The following is a 24,372-nucleotide window of genomic DNA, read 5'->3' as shown; positions in this document are numbered from 1 at the left end:
GTTGGAGCACCCATGCCCCAGCACGTCCCTCCCCCACTGCTTGACGCCGTCGCGCGTCCGGGTCAGGGCCCGGCGCCCGCAACGATCCCCGCGACCCCCGGGCGCATCGTCTTCCTCGCCCACCGCGACCTGGGCAATCCGGCCGCCGGCGGCTCCGAGCTACTGGTTGACCAGCTCGCCCTGGGCCTCACCGAGCGGGGCCACGACGTCACGCTGCTGTGCGGCGGACCGGCCGCCCGCCGGCCCTACCGGGTCGTCTCGGCAGGCTCCGCCCTGGGGCACTACGTCGGCGCGCGGTCCGCCTTCGCCCGGCGCATCGGCACGTGCGACCTGCTCGTCGAGGTCTGCAACGGCATGCCGTACCTGGCCCCGCTGTGGCACCGCGGCCCCACGGTCTGCCTGGTCAACCACGTGCACACCGACCTGTGGGACATGCGCTTCCCGACGCCGGTGGCCCGTGCCGGGCGCAAGCTCGAACACTGGGCCCTGTCCCGGGCCTACCGCGACCACCTGATGATCGCGGTGTCCCCGTCCACGGCGGGCGCCCTGCGCGACCTGGGCGTGCCCGACCGGCGTATACGGGTGGTGCACAACGGAGTCCAGGAGCCGAGCCCGCAGGGTGCGCGGTCCGCCACACCGCTGTTCGTGGCACTGGGCCGGCTCGTCGACTACAAGCGCATCGACCTGCTGCTCCAGCTCTGGGAGCGGGTCCGGCCGGTCACCGGCGGTCGGCTCGTCATCGTCGGCGACGGCCCCGAGCGGGCCCGGCTGGAACAGCTCGCCGGTCCCGGCGTGGAGTTCGCCGGTCATGTGACCGAGGCGGAGAAGCACCGGCTGCTCTGCGCCGCGTGGATGCTGCTGCACCCGGCGGCCGTGGAGGGGTGGGGTCTCGTCGTCACGGAGGCCGCGGCCCGGTCCACCCCGACCCTGGGCTTCGACGTGCCGGGGCTGCGCGACTCCGTCGAGGACGGGGTCACCGGGATCCTCGCCCCCGGGGCGTCGTCCTTCGCCGCCTCCTGGTGCGCGCTCGCGCTGGACGACGAGCGGCGCGAGGCGATGGGCAGGGCGGCCCGCGAACGGGCCGCCGACTACCGGTGGACCGTCAGTGTGCGCCGGTTCGCTGCGGTCGCCGCCGAGGCGACCGCCGGGTCCGCGGGCGGCCCGAGCGCCCCGGTGATCGGCGCGAGCGCGTGAAGGACCCCTCGTTCCGGCGGTCGGCCGCCCTGTTCCGCGCCTTCCTGCGCGAACAGGGCGACCCCGCCACGGCGTACACCCTGCTGGCCCGTGACGCGGCCGACCAGGTCGAGCGGCACGGCCCGCTCCGCGACAAGGTCGTCGTGGACATCGGCGGCGGCGACGGCTACTTCACCCGCGAGTTCCGGCGGCGCGGTGCGCACAGCTACCTCTTCGAACCGGATCCGAGCGAGATCGGCCCCGGGCAGCGCGCGGACACCGTCGTCGCCGACGGCTATCTGCTGCCGCTCGCCGACGGCGCGGCCGACGTCTGCTTCTCCTCCAACGTGCTGGAGCACGTCGCCGATCCGCACACCTTCCTCAGCGAGATGGCGCGGGTGACCCGCCCCGGCGGTCTCATCTACGTCTCGTACACCAACTGGCTCTCCCCGTGGGGCGGCCATGAGTGGGCGCCCTGGCACTACCTCGGCGCCGAACGCGCCCGGAGCCGCTACGAGCGGCGCACCGGCGGCCCGGCCAAGCACCGCCTCGGCGAGAACCTCTTCAAGATCGGCGTCGGGGAGACCCTGCGCCACGTCCGGAGCCGCTCCGACGTGACCGTCGTCTCCGCACGCTCGCGCTACTGGCCCGTCCTTCCCCAGCTCGTACCGCGCATCCCCGTACTGCGGGAATTCGCCACCTGGAACCTCCTCCTCATCCTCCGGCGGTGTTCATGACCAGCGCTGTCCACCCACCCCGGTCCACGGCCCCCCAGGGCGCGCCTCCCGCGCCCTCCGGTCCCGCCGACGGACCGCCCACGCCCCGTTCACGGCGCTGGCTGCTGGGCTTCTGGGCCGCCGTGTTCGCGGCCTTCCTCGCGGTGTCGCCCGGCCGGATGACGTTCGACACCAAGCTCGGCGTCGTCGCGGACCCCTGGCGCTTCCTGGGCGACCTGGGCGAGCTGTGGCACAGCCGGGCCGGGTTCGGCGGGATCGCCGACCAGTACGTGGGCTACGCCATCCCGATGCTGCCGTACTACGGGGCCGCCGACCTGCTGCACCTACCGGTCTGGCTCGCGGAGCGGCTGTGGCTGTCGCTGATCGTGGCGACCGCCTTCTGGGGTGCGCTCCGGCTGGCGGAGCGGCTGGCCGTGGGTTCCCCGGCCACCCGGCTGCCGGCCGCGGTCGCGTACGCGCTGTGGCCGACGTACACCATCGTCGTGGGCTCGACCTCGGCGGCGGCCCTGCCGGGCGCCCTGCTGCCGTGGGTGCTGCTGCCGCTGACGAACCCGCGCCTCGCGCCGAGGATCGCGGCGGCCCGCTCCGCGCTGCTGATCCCGCTGATGGGCGGCGTCAACGCCGCGTCCACACTGGCCTCGTTGCTGCCGGTGGGGCTGTATCTGCTGTCCCGTCCCGGCGGGCCGCGCAAGCGCGCCCTGCTGGCGTGGTGGATCCCGGGCGTGATCCTGGCGACCGCCTGGTGGATCGTTCCGCTGCTGCTGCTGGGCGTCTTCGGCGAGAACTTCATGCCGTACGTGGAGTCCTCGTACACCACCACGACGACCATGTCGGCGACCGAGGTGCTGCGCGGCGGCGGGAACTGGGTCGGCTATCTGAACTTCGGCGAGGCCTGGCTGCCCGCCGGCTGGACCGTCGCCACCGCGACCGTCACCATCCTGGGCTCGGCGCTCGCCGCCGCCCTGGGCCTGGCCGGTCTGGCCCGCCGTGATCTGCCCGAGCGCCGCTGGCTGGTGCTGACCGTGCTGAGCGTCGCGCTGATCACGCTCGCCGGTTACGGCGGTGCGCTGGGCGGGCTGTTCCACGGGACCGTGCAGGACTGGCTGGACGGCTGGCTGGTGCCGTTCCGCAACGTCTACAAGTTCCAGACGGGTCTGGCCCTGGCCCTGGCCCTGGGTCTCGCACACCTCACGGCGGTGGCTTCCGTCGCCGCGGCGGCGCGGGGCGGCGGCAGCGCGGTGCGCGCCCGCCGGCTCGTGCCGGTGATCGCGGCCGCGCTCGTGCTGCCGGGTCTCGCCTGGCCGTACGTCAACGGCTCGATCCTCCAGACGGGTTCGTTCCAGCAGCTGCCCACGTACTGGGAGACGACCGGGAGCTGGTTGAGGAAGAACTCGGCCGACGACCGCGCCCTGGTGGTCCCCGCGACCGCGCACGGCATCTACACCTGGGGTTCCCCGATCGACCAGCCGCTGGACGTGCTGGCGAACTCGCCCTGGGCGCAACGGGATTACGTGCCGTTCGGTACGCCGGGCAACCGGCGGGCGATGGACGCCGTCGAGCAGGCGCTGACCACCGGCGGCGAGGTCCCCGGGCTCAGCGAGTACCTCAACCGGGCGGGGCTGCACCATGTGGTGGTCCGCAACGACCTGGATCCCGACCAGTTGGGGTACGTCCCCACGGCCACGGTGAAGCGCACCCTGGAGGCGTCCGGGTACCGGCGCGTGACCGGTTTCGGTCCGGTGATGACCGGCGGCCGGATCGCGGCGGACACCCCCGTGCAGGTCGAGGGCCTCTATCCGCGGCAGCGGGCCGTGGAGATCTACGAGCCGCCCGCCGGGACGGAGCGTCCGGGGCGGGCGACCACGGCCCCGGTGGCCTCGACGGCCGTCGTGAGCGGCGGGCCCGAGTCCCTGCTGCCGCTGTCGGCGAGCGGCGCGCTGAACGGCCGGCCGGCCGTGCTGGCCGGCGACGCGCACCCGGGTCTGGGACGGCCCTCGCTGTACGCGGCGGGCGACGGGCTGCGGCGCGCCGACACCCGGTTCGGTCTGGTCAACTCCAACACCTCGTACACGTACACCGCCGGTGAGCGCAACGCGGTGGAGGCCACGCAGGATCCGGACCGGAGCCCCCGGCAGATCCTGCCGACCTCCGGCGCGGAGCACCAGACGACGGCCGTGCTGCGGGGCGCCAAGAAGGTCAGCGCCTCGTCGGTGGGGAACTGGCTGTTCCATCTGCCGCAGTACGACCCGGTCAACGCCTTCGACGGCAACCCGGACACCGGCTGGGCCGAGGGGTCCCCGGGCTCTCCGGAGGACGAGTGGGTGCGGATCGACTTCACCACTCCGACGGAGCTTCCGGCCTCGCTCCAGGTGACGCCGCTGCCCAGCGTGAACGTGCGGGCCGCGCCGACCGTCGTCCGGGTCGAGACCGAGCGGGGCTTCAAGGACAGCCCGCTGAAGCCGGACGGATCGGCGCAGACGGTGGCGGCGCCCACCGGGCAGGCGTCCTGGCTGAAGGTGACGATCCTGGAGTCCCAGCAGGGGCGTCCCGGACTCACCGGCGCCGGCTTCACCGACATCACGATTCCCGGGGTGCAGGTGACCCGGATGCTGGAACTGCCCGCCGACGCGCCCCGTGAGGGCGCGGACTCCTCGGTCTACTCGCTGCGGCGGGGCAACGACCCGGGCGGTCTGTCCTCGGTGGCGGCCGAGGTCGGCCTGCACCGGCAGTTCACCGCCCAGGAGGCGGGCCCGTACAAGGTGTCCGCCAGCGCGGTGCCGGTGCCCGGCGAGGAGCTGGACAAGCTGCTCCACGAGCTGACGGGCGAGCGGGACAAGATCGAGGTGAGCGCCGACTCCACGGCGCGGCTGGGCACCAGCCTCACTCCGCGCAATCTGACCGACGGTGATCTGACCACGGCGTGGATCGCGGGCGAACGCCCCGTACTGCATCTGTCCTGGCCGGAGAAGAAGGAGATCGGGGAGATCGTCTTCGCGGCGGCCGGCGGTCTGTCCACCCGCCCCGAGCAGGTGCAGATCAGCTCCCCCGAGGGCACGGCGGTGGCCTCCGTGGACGAGAACGGCATGGCCCGCTTCTCGCCCATCAGGACCGACCGGATGGACATCACCATCTCGCGCCAGGCTCCGCTGACCGTGCACAACCCGGTCGCCGACGACCAGTTGCAGTTGCCTGTGGGGCTGAGCGAGGTCTACGTCCCGGCCCTGGAGGAGTACCGCTCGCCGCAGCCGAAGCCGGACAAGACCTTCAGCCTGGCCTGCGGCAAGGGACCTGTCCTGTCCGTGGGCGGTACGTTCCTGGAGACCCGCGCCGAGGGCCTGGTGCGGGACCTGACGCAGCGCCGCCCCATCGAGGTCACACCGTGCACCGAGGGCGGCACGGTGGAGCTGGCCGCCTCGTCCACCACCGTGGAAGCGGGTGACGCGGGACCGCTCGCCATCACGGACGTGACGCTGAGCGAGGGCACCACCGAGGCCGCGGCGAGCACGCCGCGTTCGGTGGACGTCGAGCAGGGCGACGGCGACCGGCGCTCGATCGCCGTCGGCGCGGGCGAGGCCTCCTACCTCCAGATCCACGAGAACCACAACAAGGGCTGGAAGGCCACCCTGGACGGCGAGGAGCTGACGCCGCTGCGGATCGACGGCTGGCAGCAGGCTTGGCTGATCCCGGAGGGCGAGGGCGGCAAGGTCACCCTGGAGTACGAGCCGGCCCGGATCTACCAGGTGGGTCTGATCGGCGCGGGGGTCCTGCTCCTGGCGCTCGTGGGGCTCGCGTTCGTGCGCCGGCGGGGAGCCGAGCCGTACGCGGCCGAGGAGCAGCCCGTCGCGCCCGGTCCGGGTCTGGTCCTGGGCACGGTGGCGCTCACCCTGGTGGGGGTGGTGATCGCGGGGCCGCTCGCCCTGGCGGTGCCGGTCCTCGCCGTACTCGCCCACTTCCGGCCGAGGCTGCTCGCGCCCGTCGCGTTCGCGGCGATGGCCGCCGCGGGTGTCGTCGCGGCCGTGGGCACCGGGGAGACCACGGCGGCGGGCGAGGGTGCGTTCGGCGCGACGGCCCAGTTCCTGGCGCTGGTCGGCCTGTTCGCCGCCCTGGTCACGGTCGGCCGCGAGCCGCTCGGCAGGCGGGCCGCCGGGGGCCGGGGCACGGCCGCGGACGGCGAGGCGCCCACGGTTCCGGCGCAGGCCGCCGCCGCTGCGGGCCGGACGCTGTCCACCGACCCGAAGCGTCCGCGGGGAACTCCACCTCCCGCGCCCGGGTTCGGGTACGGATCCGGCGCGGGCGAAGGCGAAGGCGAAAGCAGCAGCCACGGCGACGACCAGGGCGGTGACTGCCATGGCAGTGACAACCAGGGCGGTGAGGGCCCGACGCAGCAGCCCGGCGGTCAGCAGCCGCCGCCGTCCCGTCCCGGAAGGGGCGCCTGATGGCGACCACGCAGCACCCCCGGGCACGGGGCGGTACGCCCCGGCCCGGGGCCCCGGGCCGGGTGCCGTTCCCGGTGGTCGACGAGGTGGCCCGGCACTGTGCGCAGGACGCCGAGCCGAACACCGTGCACATCGAGATCCATCTGCCCGGCCGGGTGGACGAGGCGCGGCTGCGCGCCGCGTTCGGCGAGGCGCTCGCCCGGCACCCCCGGGCGCTGATGCGGGAGCGCCCCCGGTCACCGTTCGCCCGGCGCTACGAGTGGGAGCTGACCGGGCGTCCCGACACGGATCCGCTCTCCTTCCCGCCGTCCGCGCCCGGGTCGCTCGCCCGGGCCCGGGCGCGGGCGCTGGACGAGGCCCCGCCGCTGACGGCGTCGCCGCCGCTGCGGCTCACGGTGGTCGAGGAGCCGGGCACCGAGGGGTGTGTGCTGCTCTTCGCCGTGCACCACACCGCTCTCGACGGACCGGCCTGCATGCGGCTGGCGGCGACGACCGCCGAGGTCTACGGGGCGCACCGCACCCCGCCGGCCCCCGCACCCGCGCGGCCGGCGTCCGAGCCGCTCGTCGGGGAGTCCCCGGCGGCGCCGCTGGCCCGGCCCGCCCGGATCGCGGCGGGCTCGCCGGGGCCGTCGCCGGTACCGGGCAACGCCATGCTGCTGGTCGAACTGCCGGTCCCGAAGCGGGAGTCCGGCGCGCCGTACACGGTGAACGACCAGCTGATGGTGGCCACCGCGCTCACGGTGGCCGACTGGAACCGGGAGCGGGGCGGGCCGGGGGCCGACCGCCGGCCGCTGCGGATCACCATGCCGGTCGACGACCGCACCCGGGGCCCCGAGATGCCGATCGGGAACGGCACGCGGCTGGTGGAGGTCGGCTTCGCCGCGTCCGAGCCGGCGCCCGGGGCGGACATCCCGGCACTGCTGCGGGCGACCGCGGAGCGCACCCGGGCGCTCAAGGCGCGCCCCCGTCCCCCGTTGGGCCGTTCCGCCTCCCTGCTGACCGCGCCGCTGCTGCCGGTGGCCGCCCGCGCCGCCCTCACCCGGGGGCTGCGGGTGCTGGCCGGGCCGTGGACCTCGACGACGCTGCTGAGCAACATCGGCCGGGTGCCGTATCCGCTGGACTTCGGGGAGGCGGGCCGGGCGACGGCCGTCTGGTTCTCCGCGCCCGCCCGGATGCCCCGGGGGCTGACGTTCACCACGGCGTCCACGGGCGGCCGGCTGCATCTGACGCTGCGCTGGTCGCGCACCCTGCTGGGCGACGAGGACGGCGTACGCCTGCGCGAGCTGTTCACCCGTCACCTGGCCTCGACGTCCTCGGAGACCGTATGACCGGCACCACCTCTCCCCCGCGCGGGCTGCGGGACTTCTACGAGAACCCGGCCGTTCCCGTCGCCTCGGGCGACGGGCGCACCCTGCGGCAGGCCCGGCTGCTGGCCGACGCGCTGGGCGCGCCGGGGCAGGTGATCCTCGACATCGGGTGCGGCGACGGCACGGCGGCGGCCACGGCGGCCCCGGTCCTCGCGGGTCACCGGCTGATCGGCGTCGACTGGTCGCAGGACGCCCTGCGCAGGGCCCGGCCCCGGATGGGTCTCGTGGTCCGCGGCGAACTGGAGCACGGCGGGCTGCCGCTGGCCGACGGGTGCGCGGACGCGGTGCTGTTCAGCGAGATCCTGGAGCATCTGGTCGACCCGGACCAGGCGCTGGACGAGCTGCGGCGGGTCCTGCGGCCCGGCGGCCATCTGATGCTGTCCACGCCGAACCTGGCGGCCTGGTACAACCGGGCGCTGCTGCTCGCCGGGGTGCAGCCGGTGTTCTCGGAGGTCAGTCTGCGGGGCATCCACGGCCGCCCCGGCTCCGAGGTGGTCGGGCATCTGCGGCTGTACACGGCCCGGGCACTGCGCTCGTTCCTGGCGGCGTCCGGCTTCGACGACGTGAGGATCACGGGCGCCCCCTTCCACGGGGTGCCGCGTCCGCTGCGGCTGCTGGACCGGGCGGCGTGCGCCGTGCCCGGGGCCGCCTCCATCCTGCTGGCCCACGCGCGGCGGAGGTAGCGCGATGTGGTGGGGTGTCGGCGCGGCGCTGATCGCCAACGCGCTGTACAGCGTGGGGTTCGTGGTGGAGAAGCGGGCCCTGGGCTCGCTGCCCGCGCTCTCGGCGGGCCGGCCGCTGCGGGTGGTCCGCGTGCTGCTGACCAGCCCGCTGTGGATGGTCGGCGCGCTGGCGCTGGCGGCCGGGTTCGGGGCCCAGCTGATCGTCTACCGGGCGCTGCCGATCGCGGCGGCGCAGGGCATCTTCGTCTCCGGTCTGGTGCTGCTCCTGCTGTTGTCCTCGGCCGTGCTCGGCGAGGAGTCGACGGGCCGCGAACGCTACGCGCTCGGCGGGGTGCTGGTCGCCCTGCTGATGGTCGTCGCCTCGGTGCGCGAGGGCGAGGACCAGGTGAGCGGCGGCGCGCCGTGGGCGCTGGTGCTCCTGGTCTGCGTGCCCGCGCTGGCGGCGGGCGTCTGGCTGTACGTACGGGTCGAGAGCCGGGCCGCCAAACGGCACCGGGTCCCGACCACCGGTATCGGGTACGGGGTGGCGGTGGGCCTGCTCTACGGGGTCAGCTCGCTGGCCATCAAGGGTACGTCCAGCCGCCTGACCGGCACCGATCTCGGCGAGGCCGCATGGTCGCTGCTGGGGTCCCCGTATCCGTATCTGCTGCTGTTCACCGCGGGGGCCGGTCTGGTGATGTCGCAGACGGCGTTGCAGCGCTGCCGGGCCTCCCTCATCGTGCCGGTGTGCACCACGGTGACCAGCCTGTTCACCGCGGTCCTCGGGACGCTCGCCTTCGGCGAGACGCTGCCCGACGATCCGCTGCTGCTGGCCCTGCGGGTGGGCGGCACGGCGCTCGCCCTCTCCGTCCTGCTGGTCATGCCGCGCCATGATCCGCAGCCCACCGCCCCGTCCTGACCCCGGATCCGGCACCACCGACACTCCCGCGACTCCCGCCGCCTCTGCCTTCCTACACCTCCGACACCTCCGAGACCGAGGAGCCACCCGATGAACCCCGACGACCCGCTGCTGGCCCTGCTGGCCTGCCCGCTCGACAAGGGCCCGCTGTCCCTGCTGGCCGAGGAGGAGGCGCTCTACAACCCCCGGCTGCGCCTGAGTTACCCGATCGTGGACGGCATCCCACAGCTGCTGCCCTCATCGGGCAGGAAGGTCGGGGCGGACGACCACGAGCGGCTGCTCACCCGGCTCAAGGCCTCGGCCACGTGACCACGTTCGCCGCGGCGGTGGCGTCCCGGCTGCCCGGGAGCCTCGTCGGTTCGGCCGCCGTCGCCCTGTATCCGCGCTTCGAGCCCGAGCTCCGACGGCTCGCCGACTTCTGTCCGCCGGACGGTATCGCCGTCGACATCGGTGGCTGGTACGGCCCCTGGTCGCGGCGGCTCGCCGCCCGCTGCGCCGAGGTGGTCACCATCGAGCCCGTGCCGCATCTGGCCGAACACCTGCGCCGGACGCTGCCGTCGAACGCCCGGGTGGTCCAGGGCGCGGCGACCGACCGGGCGGGCACGGCGCAGCTGTGGTTCCCGGAGGGCGACAGCGGCGACCGGGGGGTGTCGTCGCTGGCCCGCCGCGACATCCACGCGCACTGCCTGGAGGTTCCGTCGATCACCGTCGACGGTCTCGGACTGCGCGGGGTCGGCTTCGTGAAGATGGACGTCGACGGCGGCGAGCGGGCCGCGCTGCTCGGTGCGGCGGAGCTGCTGCGCGAGGACCGTCCGGCGCTGCTCATCGAGCTGGAGAGCCGGCTCGGCCCGATCGCACCGGCGGTCGACCTGCTGACCGGCCAGGGCTACGCGGGCTGGCTGCTGGCGGGCCGGCGCTGGATCACGCTCGACGGGTTCGACCTGGTGGCCCACCAGGCGCGGACGGAGCACCTGGTGCACCAGGGCCTGCTGCGCCGGGCCTTCGTCCCGCACCGGGAGCGGTACATCAACTCGGTGCTCTTCCTGCCGGACGGACGGACCCCGGGCACGGCCTGACGGATGCGGGCCCCGCGTATCCTCGCCCGGGGGCATGCACAACGGAGGATGGCGCACGTGGCGGGCAGCAGCGCAGGGCGGGACGGGGCACGACCGGACGGTCCCGGGAGCGCGCGGGTCGGCGCCGCGGAGCGCACATCGCTCAGCGCCCGCGCACGCGACGCGGTCCGGGAGCGGATCGTCGACCGCCGCTACCCGCAGGGCGCCCGCCTCGTGGAGCGCGAGGTCGCCGAGGAGCTCCGGATGTCCCGCGTCCCGGTCCGGGAGGCGCTGCGCGCCCTCGTGGGCGAGGGGCTTCTGGAGCTGCTGCCGCACAGCGGGGTCCGGGTGCGGCGGATGGAGCGGGCCGACGTGGAGCACCTGTACGAGGTGTGGGAGCCGCTCGCCGTCCAGGCCTCCCGGCTCGCGGCCCGGCGGGTGGCGCGGTCCGCCCCCGCGGAGCCGCCGGGCGTCACCGCGCTGCGGATCTCCCTCGACCGGGCGGAGCAGGCGGCGTCCGACGGCGAGGGGGCGCGCGAGGTGGCGGCCCACACCGCCTTCCACGAGGACATCGTCGCCCTGAGCGGCAACCCGATGCTGGCCCGCACCATGGAGCAGCTCAGCGGACAGCTCCAGTTGCTGTTCGGGATGCGGGAGGAGCCGGAGCACATGCGCGCCCAGCACGCGGTCATGTTCCGGTACATCACGACGGGCGACGAGGAGTCCGCGGCGGCGAGCACGCTGCTGCACGTACGGGACAGCCGGGCCGTGGCTCTGCGGTCCCTGTTCGTCGCCGACGACGCCTAGATTTTGTATACCAAAAGAGCTTCCGCACAGGAGCGGGTCCCGCACACGTGCTCCGCCTTCACTTGATGCGCCGTGGAGCTGCACGTTTTCCGCACCCGCGCAGAGCGGAATCACTCCTTCCCAGACCGATAACCGTCCTGGTATACAAAGTGCTCCCACGTTCGCTTCCGCTTGCCGCGGCCGAAGGAGCCTCCCCATGTGCGTCGACAACACCCCGCCACCCTCCTCCCGGCTGACCCGGCGAGGTGTCCTCGCGGGCGCCGCCGCCCTGGCCGGCACCTCCGCCGTCCTGGCCCGGGCCGCTCCCGAGGCGTCCGCCGCGACCCGCGGTTCGTCGGGTCGGGGCTCGTCGGGCCGGGGCGGCGATCTGGTCGTGGACGGCGGCAGGCTGCTCGACCCGCTGACGGGCGAGGTCACCGAGGACGCGGTGGTCGTGATCATCGGGGGCGTCGTCCGCGCGGCCGGGCCCCGGGGCCGCCTCGGGACGCGGACGCCTTCCGGCGTGCCGGTGCTGCGGGCCCACGGGCAGTGGGTCCTGCCCGGCCTGGTGGACGCCCATATCCACCTCACCACGGCCGCCGAGGCGCGCGACGCGGTCCTGAAGGGCGCGACCAGCGCGCGCAGCGGTTCGACCAACTTCTACCAGGACGTCGCCGTACGGGAGTTGGCTCGCCAGGCGCCCGAGCGGGCCCCCCGGCTCCGGGCTGCGGGAATCTTCGTCACCCCGGACCTCGGCGACACGATCCTCGCCGATCCGGACCTCGCGCCGCTCGCCCGGCTGCGCGACGGGGTGCGCTCGACCGAGGCACTGCGCCGGGTGGTCGAGGTCAACCTCGCACGGGGGGCCGACACCATCAAGACCCGGGTGAACGAGCGTGCCGGGCTGCCCGAGCAGGACCCGCTCGTCCAGGTCTACGACCACGAGCAGCTGTCCACGATCGTGGCGGCGGCGCGGCGCGGCGGAAAGGGGGTGCTCTGCCACAGCTACAGCGAGAAGGGCTGCCACGACGCGGTCACGGCCGGAATCCGGTCCCTGGAGCACGGGGCGTTCGTCGGCGAGCGCACTCTGCGCGAAATGCGCCGCAGGGGAACGTACTTCACGCCGACGCTCACCGCCATCGCCGGGCTGGCGGAGTCCTCGGACCCGGTCCTGGCGGAGCGCGGCGATACGTATCTCCCCGTCCTGAAGCGGGCGGTACTCGCGGCGCACGAGCTGGGCGTCCCCCTCGCCGCGGGGACCGACTCCTCGGGCGGAACGGTCGACCCGATCGGCCGCGAGGTGGAGCTGATGCACTCGGCCGGGCTCTCCGCCCTGGACGCGATCCGCACGGCGACCACGGGCGCCGCGAGGCTCCTCGGGTTCGACTCCACGGCCGGCCGCCTGGCGCGGGGCTTCGCGGGTGACGTCCTGGTGGTGGACGGCGACCCGTCGGCCGACCTCGGCGTGCTGAGCCGCCCGGCGCGCGTGGTGCGGGCAGGGTTCCCCGTAACCGCCCCCTGACCGCGCCGCACCCTCGGCCGCCCGGCGGCTCCCGCGTTCTTCCTGCCCCGTCCTCCGCTCTCCCCCACTCCCCCTCCGAAGGAGCCCCGATGCACGCCGATTCCCCCGCCTCCCCCACCGCCGGTCTCTCCCGGCGCTCCATGCTGGCCGGCGCCGCCGCCCTCGCCGGCACCACCGCCGCCGTCAACGCGCCGGGGGCCGAGGCCGCGGCCGCGCCCCGGCCCGGCGGAACGTCGGCGTCCGCCGCCGACCGGATCACGGAGCAGCCGCACCGCACGGGCGGTCACGCGCGCGCCACGGTGTTCAAGAACCTGCGGCCCTACGGGGCGGCGACGCCCGTCGACCTCACCGTCGTCGACGGCGTCGTCTCCGCGGAGCCCGCGCCGCGCGGCGCGAAGATCGTCGACTGCAAGGGGAGGATCGCGCTGCCGACCCTGGTCGACGCGCACATCCATCCCGACAAGACGGCGTGGGGCGAGCCCTGGGTGACGCGGAATCCGGCGGGCTCCATCGCGGAGTACACCGCCGAGGACGTGAAGCTCTACCACGCGCTGCAAACTCCCCTGAAGGAGCGCGCGGAGCGCCTGATGGGCCACGCCGTCGCCCGGGGCACCCGCGCGATGCGGGCCCATGTAGACGTCGCTCCCGCCTACGACCTGGTGGGCGTCGAGGGCGTCGGAGCCGCTCGCAGGGCCCTGCGACACGCGCTCGACGTGGAGATCGTCGCGTTTCCTCAGCACGGGGTGATCCGTACGCCGGGCACCGAGGAGCTGCTGGAGGAGGCGGCGCGCACCGGGGCGGTCGACCGGGTCGGCGGCATCGACCCGATCGGGTTCGACGAGGCGCTCGACGAACAGCTCGACGTGGTCTTCGGCATCGCCGACCGGCATACCGTGGGCGTCGACATCCATCTGCACGAGCGGGCCGCGACGGGGCTGGAGTCGCTGCGCGCGATCATCGACCGCACCCGGGCGCTGTCGTTGCAGGGCAAGGTGACCGTGAGCCATGTCTTCTGCGTGCCCGGACTGCCCGAGCGGGAGCTCGACCGGCTGGCGGCGGACCTGGCGGACGCCGGGATCTCCCTGACGACCGTCGCGCCCTCGTCGGACCTGGTGCTGCCGATCGGCCGACTGCGCGAGCACGGGGTCCACGTGGGCCTCGGATCGGACGGCGTACGGGACTCGTGGAGTCCGTTCGGCAACGCGGACATGCTGCACCGCTCGCACCTGCTGGCCCAGGTGCAGGACGCCCGCCTCGACGAGGAGCTGGAGGCGGCCTTCCGCTCGGGGGCCGACGGCGGGGCCCAGCTTCTGGGGCTGCCGGAGGCGGACCTGAAGCCCGGTTCGCCGGCCGACTTCCTGCTGGTGCGCGGGGAGTGCCTCCCGCAGGTCGTGGTGGACCTGCCGCGCCGCGAGATGGTGGTGCGCGGCGGGCGGATCGTCGCCCGGGACGGCGAGCTCGTCGGTCCCTGACGCCCTGGCCCGCCCCCCGGCGACGATGGTCCGTGCGGCCCCTGGGCCTCCCCCCGTCCCGGTCGTCCGCGGCGGGCTACTCCGCCATCTCGTACGCCCCCGACAGCGCCTCGACGCGCTCCCAGATCCGCGCCGAGCGGGCCGTGTCGATGACGGGGCGGCGTACCGCTCCGAGCGCCCAGCTCTGCTGGTCCTCGGTGGCGGAGTCCTTGCCGTGCAGCTCGACGGCGTGTGCGGAGAAGTCGCGTACGAGCACGGCGAACAGTTCGTCGAGCACTTCCTCGTCGAGGCCGGTCAGGCGTGCCTGCTCCAGGATCAGCTGGCCGTGGACGACGAGCGCGAACAGTTGGCCGACGGCGAGGAGAAGGTCGAGGTCGCGGCTCTGCTCCTCGTCGGGGGCGGCCGTCTCGACGAAGGCGCACAGCGCGTCCGCCTGCTCGCGGAAGCGGGCGACGTTGGGCACCTCGGCGTACGCGTCGAACGCGGGGCGCCAGTCGTGGAAGCGTACGGAGCCGAGGCCGCGCGCGGGTCCCTGCTGGAAGAGGAACGCGTCGTCGGCGGCGTCCAGGCGCGTCGGGACGGCCGGGAAGTCGACCGGGTTCAGCAGGTGGCTGCGCAGGAACTTGAGGATCAGCGCGAGGTTCACGTGGACCGTGCCCTCCAGCTTCGGCAGGCCACGGATCTCGACGGCGGCCTGGGCGAAGTAGTTGTCCTTCTCGAAGCCCTTGGCGGCGATGACGTCCCACATGAGGTCGATGACCTTCTCGCCCTCCGTGGTCACCTTCATCTTCGTCATCGGGTTGAAGAGCAGGTAGCGGCGGTCCTCGGGCCCGGCGGAGCGGAAGTAGTCGACGGCGCGGTCGCTGAACAGCTTCATCCCGACGAGCCGGACGTAGGCGTCGGTCAGCTCGCGTCGCACGTGCGGGAAGGCGGTGACGGGGCGGCCGTACAGGACGCGGTTGCTCGCGTGGGTGACGGCCTCGTACATCGCGTGCTCGCAGATGCCGATGGAGGCGGTGCAGAGGTTGAACTTGCCGACGTTGACGGTGTTGAGCGCGGCGTCGAACGCGGCTCGGCCGGTGTGCAGGATGTCGGCGGGGGCCACCGGGTAGTCGGCGAGGCGGAACTCGCTGACGTACTTGGAGGAGTCGACGACGTTCTTCACCAGGTGGTACGCCTCGTGGCGGCTGTCGGCCGCGAAGAAGACGTAACCGTCGGGGCCCTCGACGTCCGTGCGCCGGCCGAAGACGGAGACGAGACCGGCGGCGTTGCCGTTGCCGATGTAGTACTTGGAGCCGGAGGCGCGGAAGCCGCCGTCGACCTCGCTGTCCGGCTCCAGCAGCATGTCGGTGGAGTAGATGTCGGCGCCGTGGGTCTTCTCGGAGAGACCAAAGGCGAACACCTCGCCCCGGGAGAGGAGTCCGGCCGCCCGGCCGCGGGCGGCAGTGTTGTCGCTCTGCCAGACCGGGCCGAGACCGAGGATGGTCACCTGCCAGGCGTACCAGTAGTCCAGACCGTAGAACCCGAAGATCTCGTTGAGTGCGGCGATCCGGGCGGTGTCCCAGCGCTGGTCCTCGTTTCCCGCGGCGGAGGCCGGGGTCAGGAAGGTGGCGAACAGCCCCTCCTTCGCGGAGAAGGCGAGGAAGTCGCCCAGCCAGGCGCGGGAGCGGTAGTCCTCGATCAGCCGGCGCTTGCCGCGCTCCTCGAACCAGTCGACGGTGGCGCGCAGCAGCCTGCGGGTCTCCGGGTCGAAGTGCTCGGGGTCGTAGGTACGCGGGTTGAACAGCGGGGACTCAGCCATGGCGGTGCCTTCCGGGAAGGGTTTGGGTCGTCGTGGTGGTTACGGAGGTGGCGGTCGGGGCGCCGTTCAGGCGTCCGGCCCCGAAGCCGCGAGCCGGTTGAGGGTGTCGAGTACGTCGTCGAGCCAGGCGATCGTCATGCGCTCGTACGCGATGCCGCCGCGCAGCACGACGTGCTGGAGTTCCTGGCCCGCGTCCGCGGGCGCGGGGGCGTCGGGGCCGGTGAAGTCGCGCACTTCCCCGGCGAGGTAGTGCGCGAGCCGGTCCCGGTGCGCCCGGTGGTGCCGCTCGACCTCGCGGATCAGGGCGGCCGGGTCGTCGAAGGCGGCGCCCCGGATCTTCACGGCGAGGTCGTGCCGGAGGCTCTCCGGTTCGATCGGCTTGTGCAGCCACGCGGCGAGGGCCGCGCGACCGGTCCCGGTCACGGAGTACTCCTTCTTGTCCGGCCGGCTCCGCTGCTCCACCTCGCGGACCAGGAGCAGGCCGTCGGTCACCATCCGCCCGAGCACGCGGTAGATCTGCTGGTGGGTGGCGGTCCAGAAGTACCCGATGGACCGTTCGAACCGCCGGGCCAGCTCATAGCCGGAGCCGGGCTTCTCCAGCAGGGAGACGAGGATCGCGTGGTCGAGGGCCATACCGCGATCCTTCTATGCAACTCGTTGCATAGACAAGTCGTGGGGCCCCGGTGAGACACGGCTCACCCGGGCTCAGGGCCGGGGCCCCCGCGGGCGTCGCGTCGGGAGGACTCGGCCGAGCGTCGGTCGAGGTAGGAGGTCACCGGGGCCGCAGCCACCCCGTGGACCACCACGGAGATCAGGACGGCGAAGACGACGACCGCCCACATCTCCCTCTCGTACGAGCCGAACTCGCCCTCCCCGAGGGCGTAGGCGAGATAGAAGAGCGAGCCGATGCCCCGGATCCCGAAGAAGGCGGCCGCCGCGCGCTCGTTCGGGCGGCCCGGGCCCCGCAGCAGGGCGAGCCAGCCGGCGGCCGGGCGGATGATGAGGTGCAGCAGCACACCGACCGCCGCGCCCCTCCAGGTGAGCGCGGCCAGGCCGCCGGAGGCGACGAAAGCGCCCACACCGAAGAGAAGCAGGGCCATCAGCAGGCGTTCGATCTGCTCCACGAACGCGTGCATCACCTGGTGGTAACCGTGGCTGTGCTCCGACCTGCGCAGGGCGCACGCCGTGGCGAACACGGCGAGGAAGCCGTACCCGTGCAGAGCCTCGGTGACGCCGTAGGACAGGAAGGTGGCCGCCAGCGCCACGAACCCCTCGCCCTGTTCGGCGAGCCGCAGCGATCTGGCGCGGGACCGGAAGAGCACCCGCCCCAGCAGGAGGCCGATGGCGAGGCCCACGGCCACGCCCACCGAGATCCGGACGAGCACGTCGCTCCAGGCCCAGTGCGTCAGCCATCCCCCGGTCCAGCTCTCCCCGGCGGCGGCGAGGGCGACGGCCGCGAGGACGAACGGGAAGGCGAGGCCGTCGTTGAGTCCGGCCTCGCTCGTCAGCGCGAAGCGGGTCTCGTCCTCGTCCTCCTTCTCGGCGGACGGCTCCCCCACCCGCACCTCTGACGCGAGCACGGGATCCGTCGGCGCGAGGACCGCGGCCACCAGGAGCGCCGCGGAGACCGGCCAGCCGAGCAGCGCCCAGACGGCCAGCGCGGTCGCCCCGATCGTCAGCGGCATCGCCAGCCCGAGCAGTCGCCAGGTGGCGGCCCAGGACCGCCACCCGAAGGGACGGTTGATGGCCAGGCCCGCTCCCATCAGCGAGATGATCACGCAGAGCTCGGTGAGGTGGTGGGCCCAGACACGGTCGGCGACCGGGTCGACCGCAGGCAGCGGCAGCGGTGTCAGGTAGAGGAGCACTCCGGCTGCGAGGAAGACGATCGGCACGGAGACCGGCAGGCGGGAGAGCAGCCGGGGCAGCGCCGCCGCGAGGAAGGCTCCGATGCCGAGGCATGCGTACACCGCGCCTTCGGTGGTGATCGACACGTGCGGTGTCATCCTCCTGTCGTGTCGTCAGGCCAGATCGCGGGGAACGGTCTCGTTCCACGTGCGGGAGAAGACCCGGCGGCCGTCTTCATAGCCGTCCAGGGTGGCGTCGACGACGAACTCGTCCGCGTTCGCGGTCAGGACGGTGCTCGTCTCGACCCGCACATCCCAGCCGGGCCGGGAGAACCGCATGGTCCACGCGGACCGGCCGCTCGGGGAGGTGAAGTCGTCGGCCACGGAGGTGTACCTCTCGCACGCCCGCAGCCCCACCTCGATGCCGTTCTCCTCGTACCGCTGTGTTCCTCGGTCCTTCACGATGTCGAGGGCCGAGTGGTAGTCGACCAGGCTCCTGGAGACGTTCCAGGCCTGCTCGGGTTCGGTCAGCCGGGTGACGGGCGGCGGCCGGCACCCCTCCGGCTCCCCGAAGTCCGCCTGCGGCATGCCGTCCGGCTCCTCGGTGGGGCGTACGGGCAGAACCAGCTCGCCGCCGTCCTCATGGACGGTGAGCAGGGCGGGCGCCGGCGCCGGCCACACCAGGGGCCAGTACGAGGTCGAGAGGGAGAGCCGGACACGGTGGCCGGGCGGGAACGCCTGCGCGACCCCGTTCAGCGGGATCCGGGCGTGACAGCGGCGGCCGGGTTCCAGCGGCCGGGGATGCTCGTCGCTCTCGCGGTGGGTGAGGTTCAGTACGCCGTACGTGACGCGGGTGGCGCGGCCGTCCGGTGCGACGTCGGAGATCCTGGCGGTGATCTGGGCGACGGGGGCGGAGGCCGACACCTCCAGGCAGACGGACGGCGAGCCGAGGATCTCCATCCGCTCGGCGAGCGGTTCGGTCTCGAAGACCAGGGAGCCGCCGTCCTCCTCACGCTGGTCGTAGGGCAGGTCGGGGGGCGCGTTGTAGGACGCCCACTTGCCGGCGAACTGGCCGACGGAGAGCGGCGACTGGACCGTACGCGTCCGGCCGTTCGGCGGTGGCTCCCGGTCGTCCGCCGTCACAATGGCGGAGCCCCGCAGCGGGTACACCACTTCCTTGATCCGCGGCGAGGGCCAGGACGGCTCGGCGACCCAGCGGCCGGGGCGCTCCTCGTACGACGTGGAGGGCGGGACGCTGTCCTGCATCCAGGTCCGGAGCATCGGCCCCTCCATGACCCCGTTGTCGACGCCCTTGAGCCAGTGGTCCCACCACTTGACGACTTCCTGGAGGTAGCCGATGGCCGGGCCGGGCTCGCCGAGGTGCGGCAGCTTGTGGGACCAGGGGCCGATCAGCCCCTTGCGGGGGACGTCCACGTTGGCCAGGAGCCGGGTGACGGCGTTGGAGTACCCGTCGGCCCAGCCGCTGGAGGCGAGGACGGGGCATTGCAGCCGCGCGTAGTCCTCGTTGAGCGAGGCGTGCTGCCAGTAGGCGTCCCGGTGCGGGTGGCGGAGCCATTCGAGGACCCAGGGCCGGGCGGCTTCCAGCCGTTCCCGCCACATGTCCCGCCACCGCTCCCCCACCACCGCGGGGTCGGGCGGGCAGGTGGCGTACGCGAACATCGTGCCGGCCTCGGCGAGGTTGTCGGAGAGCATGGCGCCACCGAGGTAGTGCATGTCGTCCGCGTACCGGTTGTCGGTGAACGAGGCGATGACGATGGCCTTCAGGCTCTCGGGCCGCCGGGCCGCCGTCTGGAGCGCGGCGAAGGCACCCCAGGAGATGCCCATCATGCCGGTCTTCCCGTCGCACCAGGGCTGGGCGGCGACCCAGGCCAGCACCTCTTCGGTGTCGCGCTGCTCCCGCTCCAGGTACTCGTCCAGGAGCACGCCCTCCGACTCGCCCGTCCCTCGCAGGTCCACGCGTACACAGGCGTAGCCGTGGCCCGCGATGTAGGGGTGATGGATGGCGTCACGGGTCGAGGTGAGGTCGTTCTTGCGGTAGGGGATGCACTCCACGACCGCGGGGACCGGCTCCGCGTCGGACGAGGCGGGACGCCAGATCCTGGCCGACAGGCGCACCCCGTCGGTCATGGTGATGGTGACGTGGTTCTCTTCGCCCGTTTCGTACGGGAGTTGCTCGACGTATCGCATACGGACGGCGGCTTCCTTCCTGACGTCGGGTCCGGTGGGGTCGGGTACCCGGGGCGTCACGAAGAATTCCGGCCGCGCCCGCCCGGCTCCGTCTCGTCGAAACGCAGACCGAGGGCCGCGACGCACGCGTCGAACTTGCGGCGCAGGTCGTCCTCGTCGTCGCCGCCGGTGAAGATGTGGGCGACCTCGTAGCTGTAGCTGTCCTGGCCCTTGACCGAGGAGAGTCGCTGGCCCTCGGAAGGGACCATGTCGATGTGGACACCCGGGATCTCCCGCTCGATGGCGGCGATCTCCTCGGCGGTCGGCACCTGGTGGACGCGCCCTTCGCCGAACCAGCGGTAGTACCACTTGGCGGCCACCCTGTAGCGGCCACCGCCGGACGGCAGGGCCGGGTCGCCGCCCAGGGCGAGCCGGAACATCCGGTGGTGGTTGGGCACACCGTCGACGAACGCGAACAACTCCGCGTGCGACTGGGAGTGCCGGGGGTTGATCTCCAGCAGGCTGATGTCGGCGGTCTTCGGGTCGTAGAAGTACTCGATGCTGAAGGTCGCCGCGTCCATGCCGATCTGTCGCATGGTGCGTTCGCTGACCTCGTGCAGCCGCTGGATGACCGGGGCCGGGAGGGCGCTGGGGTACTGGTGGCGCAGGAACGACGAGGAGTCGGGGTAGTTGATCGAGTCGAGCACGCCGTAGACGGTGACCTCGCCCTGGTGCACGTATCCCTCGACGGCCACCTGGATGCCGGTCATGGCCTCCTCGGCCAGACAGACCTGCCCGCCGACGCCCGCCATCTCCGGCGGCAGTTCCAGCAGATCGAGTACGGCTTCGAAGGGCTTCCCCACCCGGGCTATCCCGCCGCGTATCTCCTCGACCGCCGTCCGGAATTCCGTCATGTCCGAGACGCCGAACGCCAGCTCGGAGGAGTAGGACAGTGCGGGCTTGAGCCACATGGGGAAGCTCACGCCGTCCGGTGGTAGCGGATCGTCGCTCCGCAGATCCACCCGGCCGAAGCGGGGGTGTTCGTCGATGACCTTCTGCTGCTCCAGCCGGCTCCAGTACTTGTGCTCACACTTGACCACGGATTCCAGGCCGGTACTGGTGGTGCCGTACTCCCTGCTCAGCATGGGTACGAGGGTGCTCACGGGAAAGTCCCAGTAGCCGACGATCGCGTCGATGTCTCCCTCGTGGGCGTCGAGCACGGCACGTGCGCGGGTCATCAGCTCCTCGACGGTGTGGTTCTCCTCCTGCAGCTCCTTGATGCTGAGCAGCGGATGGAGACGGTGGCGGTCGGCGTCCGGAACAGCCTCCAGGGTCCGCAGATTCGCCTCGTCCATTCCGATGACGAAGATGTTCTTGCGACGATCTCGGGGCACAGGATCTCCTTCGTACAGGTCGTCCGGGATCTGCGCCGTGTACCCCTGCGCGCGAGTTCAAACGCGAGGCATGGAGCACGCGAGGCATGGAACAGGGGGCTGAAGAGGGCTACTTCGGTTCGAGCACGCCGCGGCCCCGGGGAGTCAGCCCCGGGGCTGGATCCGGCCCTCGGGCGGCACCTCACCGGTGATACTGGCGATCAACTCGGCACAGAGTTCGCGCAGTTTGACGTTGCGGTGCTGCGATGCCGTGCGCAGTACGTCGAAGGCCTTCTCCGGGGAGCAGCGTTGCTGGCCGATGACCACGCCGATCGCCTGGTCGATGACGGTGCGCGACCGCAGGGCGGCCTCCAGGTCGGCGGCGAACTCCTCGGTGTCCGCGATGCGCTGGGCGAGCGCGATGGCCCCGGTGGCCTGCGCGGTGAGCAGTCTCAGCGCCGTCAGGTCCGCCGCGTCGAACGCGTGCGGCAGGGGCGCGTACAGGTTGAGGGCGCCGGCCGTGTGACTGTGGGGCGCGATGGGCAGGGACAGTGACGACCGGGCGCCGCAGACCGCTGCGTAGGCGGGGTAGTCGGCCCAGCGGCTCTCCCGCAGGGTGTCCGGCACACTGACCTCGCGGCCGGTGCGCATCGCCTGGAGGCAGGGACCGTCGTCCTGGCCGTACTGGGCCTCGTCCAGCTTCGTGGCGCTGGCTCCCACGCTGGAGACGGTGACGGGACGTCCCTTCCGCTCCAGCGTGACACCGCAGCCGTCGGCCTCCTTCACCAGGGCGAGGGCGCTGCGGGCGAGTGCGTGCAGGAACTCGTCCAGCGACGTCGTTTCCAGGAGCAGCGCGGTCGTGTCCGGCGCCTCGGCCACGGGCCTGTCAGTCATGATCATCTCGTTCTGGGCGGTGACCCGCCTCCGGAAAGGGCGGGCCAGAGCTGGGCGGCGGGTCCGGGCCGCCGGGACGGGGGCAGCCGCCACCTACGCACCGGGGCGCCGAGCGGGCTCCGGGCGTGGGGCGGTGGTGAGGGGGTCAGACGTCGTCGCGGGACGGCCGCCGAGTGGCGGGCGCGCCACCGGCCGCCGGGACAGCGGCTGTCGGTGGGACGTCCGCGGAGTGGGGCCTCGCCGCGGGTGGCCGGCCGCGGGGCGCTCGTTCAGACACGTGCGGGGCGCGGGTGGCCGGAGCCGAAAGGGCGGCTCGGGCACGAGGACAGAGGTTCACAGGACACTCCACGGAGGCAGGAAGAATTCTCAAGGGCCGTTTCCTGACCTCCAGCCCTTCATTATGCCCTCTCGCCCGGAGCCGCCCGGCCCGGCCTGTCCGTCCGATCGGCCCGCTCGGTGTCCGCCCCGTCAGCGCTCCCCCGGGTAGCGGGGGCGGGAGGTGTCGGCGTACGGGCCGACCGGCCCCTCCGCGGGCCCGCCCGGACACGCCGCACCGTGCCGGTCGCCACGCTTCCCGTCCGCGGACCCCTCCGACTCCGGCCGGCAGCCCCGGCTGCGTGACATCGCGCCCTGAAGGGTCGGCGCGACCCTCAGTACGCGGTGGAGACCGGCGGCGCTCAGCACCTCGCGGGCCGTGTCGTACCCGGCCACGACCACCATCGGGACACCGCGCTCCTCGGACCGGCCGCGTATCCGCAGGAGCAGCCCCAGGGCCCGGGGGGTGAGCAGGGGGGTGCGGAGGTCCACGATGAGGGCCCGGGGACCGCAGCACGGCAGCAGGCGGACGATCTCGCGCTCGATCGCCGCCTCGTTGTCGAGGTCGACGACCGCGCCCAGTTCTACGACCAGGTGCGCGGCGTCGAGGTGATAGCTGAGCAGGAACATGAGCACTCCACGGAAGCAGGGCTGAGAGCACGGCCGCTTCCTGACCTCCGTACGCGCATGCCCGCCCCGCAGCGATCAACACCTGTGGTGCTTGACGGTCCACCGCGACGGGGGCGGTCACGCCCGGGAAGCGGCGCGATGCGGCGCGTATAGTGCGATGCTGGTCACAGGGTTCAGGCCCGGAAGGGAGCGGCCATGAACGACGACGGAGTGCTCACTCCGGGGCCGCCGGACCTCGTGTCCCTCCTCCTGCGGACCGACACCCTGGACGGATTCCTCGGAGCCCTGGCCCAGAGCGCGCTGGACCTGTCGCCCACGGCCGACGGCTGCGGAGTCACGCTGGAGCGTGAGAACCGCCCCCTGACCGTGGCGAGCGCGGGCACCAGCGCCCGGCTGCTGGACGAGGCCCAGTACGGGCAGGACGACGGCCCCTGCCTGCAGGCCCTGCGCGAGGGACACGAGGTCAGCGTGAACGACATGGGCGAGGAGAGCCGGTGGAACGGCTACCCCGCCTTCGCCGTCGCCGCCGGCACCCGGTCGTCGCTGTCGTTGCCGATCGCGGCGCGCTCCCACACGGCGGGCGCGCTGAATCTGTACGCGCCCAAGGAGAACGGCTTCGCCGACGCCGACCTGAGCGGACTGCGCGCGCTCGCCGCCCAGGCGACCGGGGCCGTCGCCCTGGCCCAGCGGCTCTCGGACACGCGGACCTTCACCGCCGATCTGGAGGCGGCACTCCGGTCCCGCACGGTGATCGACCAGGCGGCCGGCATCGTCATGCACCAGCGCCGCTGCACCTCCGAGGAGGCGCTCCAGACCCTGCGCACCGCCTCGCAGCACCGCAACGTCAAGCTCCGTGACCTCTGCGCGCAATTGGTCGGCAGCGTCTCCGGCGGCCCTGTCCCCGGTGGCTCCCGCCTGCGCCCCCGTCCGTGATCCCGCGCCGCGAGGAGCTGTAGGCCAGCGGCACGACACGGCATGGCATGGCATGTTTGGCGTTCGCTGCGCGGGTACCCCTCCCTCAGGTATCCGACGTACGCGGATCTCAGGCGCCGGCCGGTTGGGAAAACAGCCATCGGCGCCGTCCTCCGGCTCCGGAGTCGCCGCTCCACGACGCCTCCGGGCGGCACCACGGTGGGGGTTGTTCAGGGCCCGACGCCCACGAGGGAGTGGAGGAGCACGTCGTGCCCACTGGATCCAGA

At 73.1% G+C, this 24,372-nt stretch carries 19 protein-coding genes; 12 read left to right on the top strand and 7 right to left on the bottom strand.

What is annotated here, in order from left to right; genetic code table 11:
* The first annotated feature begins 12 nt into the window (after nt 1–12).
* The 11 genes from AC3CH1_RS33255 (at nt 13) to AC3CH1_RS33205 (ending at nt 14,129) form a co-directional block, all read left to right on the top strand.
* Nucleotides 13–1,194: a glycosyltransferase family 4 protein gene (locus AC3CH1_RS33255; RefSeq protein WP_488466264.1), complete on the top strand. Its 1,182-nt coding sequence runs from the start codon at nt 13–15 to the stop codon at nt 1,192–1,194.
* Nucleotides 1,191–1,910, top strand: a complete 720-nt coding sequence (locus tag AC3CH1_RS33250; RefSeq protein WP_488466263.1) for a class I SAM-dependent methyltransferase — start codon at nt 1,191–1,193, stop codon at nt 1,908–1,910. The genes AC3CH1_RS33255 and AC3CH1_RS33250 overlap by 4 nt, the downstream gene beginning before the upstream one ends.
* On the top strand, nt 1,907–6,346 hold the full coding sequence (locus AC3CH1_RS33245; protein ID WP_488466262.1) for an alpha-(1->3)-arabinofuranosyltransferase domain-containing protein: 4,440 nt from the start codon (nt 1,907–1,909) through the stop codon (nt 6,344–6,346). The genes AC3CH1_RS33250 and AC3CH1_RS33245 overlap by 4 nt, the downstream gene beginning before the upstream one ends.
* Nucleotides 6,346–7,674 carry a condensation protein gene (locus tag AC3CH1_RS33240; RefSeq protein WP_488466261.1) on the top strand — a complete coding sequence of 443 codons (1,329 nt, stop codon included), beginning with the start codon at nt 6,346–6,348 and terminating at the stop codon, nt 7,672–7,674. The genes AC3CH1_RS33245 and AC3CH1_RS33240 overlap by 1 nt, the downstream gene beginning before the upstream one ends.
* Nucleotides 7,671–8,396, top strand: coding sequence for a class I SAM-dependent methyltransferase (locus AC3CH1_RS33235; protein WP_488466260.1), 726 nt, complete (start codon nt 7,671–7,673; stop codon nt 8,394–8,396). The genes AC3CH1_RS33240 and AC3CH1_RS33235 overlap by 4 nt, the downstream gene beginning before the upstream one ends.
* Before the next feature lie 4 nt (nt 8,397–8,400).
* Nucleotides 8,401–9,294 carry a hypothetical protein gene (locus AC3CH1_RS33230; RefSeq protein ID WP_488466259.1) on the top strand — a complete coding sequence of 298 codons (894 nt, stop codon included), beginning with the start codon at nt 8,401–8,403 and terminating at the stop codon, nt 9,292–9,294.
* A gap of 90 nt (nt 9,295–9,384) precedes the next feature.
* Nucleotides 9,385–9,603: a Trm112 family protein gene (locus AC3CH1_RS33225; RefSeq protein ID WP_007453982.1), complete on the top strand. Its 219-nt coding sequence runs from the start codon at nt 9,385–9,387 to the stop codon at nt 9,601–9,603.
* Nucleotides 9,600–10,370 (top strand): FkbM family methyltransferase, encoded by a 771-nt coding sequence (locus AC3CH1_RS33220; protein WP_488466258.1) that lies wholly within the window; start codon nt 9,600–9,602, stop codon nt 10,368–10,370. The genes AC3CH1_RS33225 and AC3CH1_RS33220 overlap by 4 nt, the downstream gene beginning before the upstream one ends.
* A gap of 48 nt (nt 10,371–10,418) precedes the next feature.
* Nucleotides 10,419–11,156 carry a GntR family transcriptional regulator gene (locus AC3CH1_RS33215; RefSeq protein ID WP_488466257.1) on the top strand — a complete coding sequence of 246 codons (738 nt, stop codon included), beginning with the start codon at nt 10,419–10,421 and terminating at the stop codon, nt 11,154–11,156.
* A gap of 196 nt (nt 11,157–11,352) precedes the next feature.
* Nucleotides 11,353–12,657 (top strand): amidohydrolase family protein, encoded by a 1,305-nt coding sequence (locus AC3CH1_RS33210; protein WP_488466256.1) that lies wholly within the window; start codon nt 11,353–11,355, stop codon nt 12,655–12,657.
* 89 nt (nt 12,658–12,746) lie between these two features.
* Nucleotides 12,747–14,129 (top strand): amidohydrolase family protein, encoded by a 1,383-nt coding sequence (locus tag AC3CH1_RS33205; RefSeq protein ID WP_488466255.1) that lies wholly within the window; start codon nt 12,747–12,749, stop codon nt 14,127–14,129.
* Between the two features lie 76 nt (nt 14,130–14,205).
* Here the strand turns inward: AC3CH1_RS33205 and AC3CH1_RS33200 are convergent, their stop codons facing one another.
* From AC3CH1_RS33200 to AC3CH1_RS33170, 7 genes are all read right to left on the bottom strand, one after another.
* Nucleotides 14,206–15,930, bottom strand: a complete 1,725-nt coding sequence (locus AC3CH1_RS33200; RefSeq protein ID WP_488466254.1) for an acyl-CoA dehydrogenase family protein — start codon at nt 15,928–15,930, stop codon at nt 14,206–14,208.
* 66 nt (nt 15,931–15,996) lie between these two features.
* Nucleotides 15,997–16,563: a PadR family transcriptional regulator gene (locus AC3CH1_RS33195; protein WP_488466253.1), complete on the bottom strand. Its 567-nt coding sequence runs from the start codon at nt 16,561–16,563 to the stop codon at nt 15,997–15,999.
* Between the two features lie 62 nt (nt 16,564–16,625).
* Nucleotides 16,626–17,933, bottom strand: coding sequence for a cation:proton antiporter (locus AC3CH1_RS33190; RefSeq protein WP_488466252.1), 1,308 nt, complete (start codon nt 17,931–17,933; stop codon nt 16,626–16,628).
* Nucleotides 17,934–17,948: 15 nt separating this feature from the next.
* A complete protein-coding gene (locus AC3CH1_RS33185; RefSeq protein ID WP_488466251.1) occupies nt 17,949–19,982 on the bottom strand; it encodes a CocE/NonD family hydrolase in 2,034 nt (677 codons plus the stop codon).
* A 56-nt stretch (nt 19,983–20,038) separates the two neighbouring features.
* Nucleotides 20,039–21,355 (bottom strand): ATP-grasp domain-containing protein, encoded by a 1,317-nt coding sequence (locus AC3CH1_RS33180; RefSeq protein WP_488466250.1) that lies wholly within the window; start codon nt 21,353–21,355, stop codon nt 20,039–20,041.
* A gap of 144 nt (nt 21,356–21,499) precedes the next feature.
* Nucleotides 21,500–22,228: a GAF and ANTAR domain-containing protein gene (locus AC3CH1_RS33175; protein WP_488466249.1), complete on the bottom strand. Its 729-nt coding sequence runs from the start codon at nt 22,226–22,228 to the stop codon at nt 21,500–21,502.
* A 468-nt stretch (nt 22,229–22,696) separates the two neighbouring features.
* A complete protein-coding gene (locus tag AC3CH1_RS33170) occupies nt 22,697–23,173 on the bottom strand; it encodes an STAS domain-containing protein (RefSeq protein WP_488466248.1) in 477 nt (158 codons plus the stop codon).
* A gap of 195 nt (nt 23,174–23,368) precedes the next feature.
* Here AC3CH1_RS33170 and AC3CH1_RS33165 point away from each other — a divergent pair, with 195 nt between their 5' ends.
* A complete protein-coding gene (locus tag AC3CH1_RS33165) occupies nt 23,369–24,106 on the top strand; it encodes a GAF and ANTAR domain-containing protein (protein WP_488466247.1) in 738 nt (245 codons plus the stop codon).
* The last annotated feature ends 266 nt before the right edge of the window (nt 24,107–24,372 follow it).

This window comes from Streptomyces sp. MGP-P1 (assembly GCF_057766565.1).
The sequence above is the reverse complement of the archived record's forward strand: the minus strand, read 5'-3'. Positions and strand labels throughout refer to the sequence as shown.

Coding starts and splice junctions, on each gene's coding strand:
- AC3CH1_RS33205 (WP_488466255.1), top strand. CDS start 12,747: ATGCACGCCGATTCCCCCGCCTCCCCCACCGCCGGTCTCTCCCGGCGC.
- AC3CH1_RS33215 (WP_488466257.1), top strand. CDS start 10,419: ATGGCGCACGTGGCGGGCAGCAGCGCAGGGCGGGACGGGGCACGACCG.
- AC3CH1_RS33240 (WP_488466261.1), top strand. CDS start 6,346: ATGGCGACCACGCAGCACCCCCGGGCACGGGGCGGTACGCCCCGGCCC.
- AC3CH1_RS33230 (WP_488466259.1), top strand. CDS start 8,401: ATGTGGTGGGGTGTCGGCGCGGCGCTGATCGCCAACGCGCTGTACAGC.
- AC3CH1_RS33195 (WP_488466253.1), bottom strand. CDS start 16,563: ATGGCCCTCGACCACGCGATCCTCGTCTCCCTGCTGGAGAAGCCCGGC.
- AC3CH1_RS33175 (WP_488466249.1), bottom strand. CDS start 22,228: ATGACTGACAGGCCCGTGGCCGAGGCGCCGGACACGACCGCGCTGCTC.
- AC3CH1_RS33200 (WP_488466254.1), bottom strand. CDS start 15,930: ATGGCTGAGTCCCCGCTGTTCAACCCGCGTACCTACGACCCCGAGCAC.
- AC3CH1_RS33185 (WP_488466251.1), bottom strand. CDS start 19,982: ATGCGATACGTCGAGCAACTCCCGTACGAAACGGGCGAAGAGAACCAC.
- AC3CH1_RS33170 (WP_488466248.1), bottom strand. CDS start 23,173: ATGTTCCTGCTCAGCTATCACCTCGACGCCGCGCACCTGGTCGTAGAA.
- AC3CH1_RS33235 (WP_488466260.1), top strand. CDS start 7,671: ATGACCGGCACCACCTCTCCCCCGCGCGGGCTGCGGGACTTCTACGAG.
- AC3CH1_RS33225 (WP_007453982.1), top strand. CDS start 9,385: ATGAACCCCGACGACCCGCTGCTGGCCCTGCTGGCCTGCCCGCTCGAC.
- AC3CH1_RS33255 (WP_488466264.1), top strand. CDS start 13: ATGCCCCAGCACGTCCCTCCCCCACTGCTTGACGCCGTCGCGCGTCCG.
- AC3CH1_RS33210 (WP_488466256.1), top strand. CDS start 11,353: ATGTGCGTCGACAACACCCCGCCACCCTCCTCCCGGCTGACCCGGCGA.
- AC3CH1_RS33190 (WP_488466252.1), bottom strand. CDS start 17,933: ATGACACCGCACGTGTCGATCACCACCGAAGGCGCGGTGTACGCATGC.
- AC3CH1_RS33245 (WP_488466262.1), top strand. CDS start 1,907: ATGACCAGCGCTGTCCACCCACCCCGGTCCACGGCCCCCCAGGGCGCG.
- AC3CH1_RS33165 (WP_488466247.1), top strand. CDS start 23,369: ATGAACGACGACGGAGTGCTCACTCCGGGGCCGCCGGACCTCGTGTCC.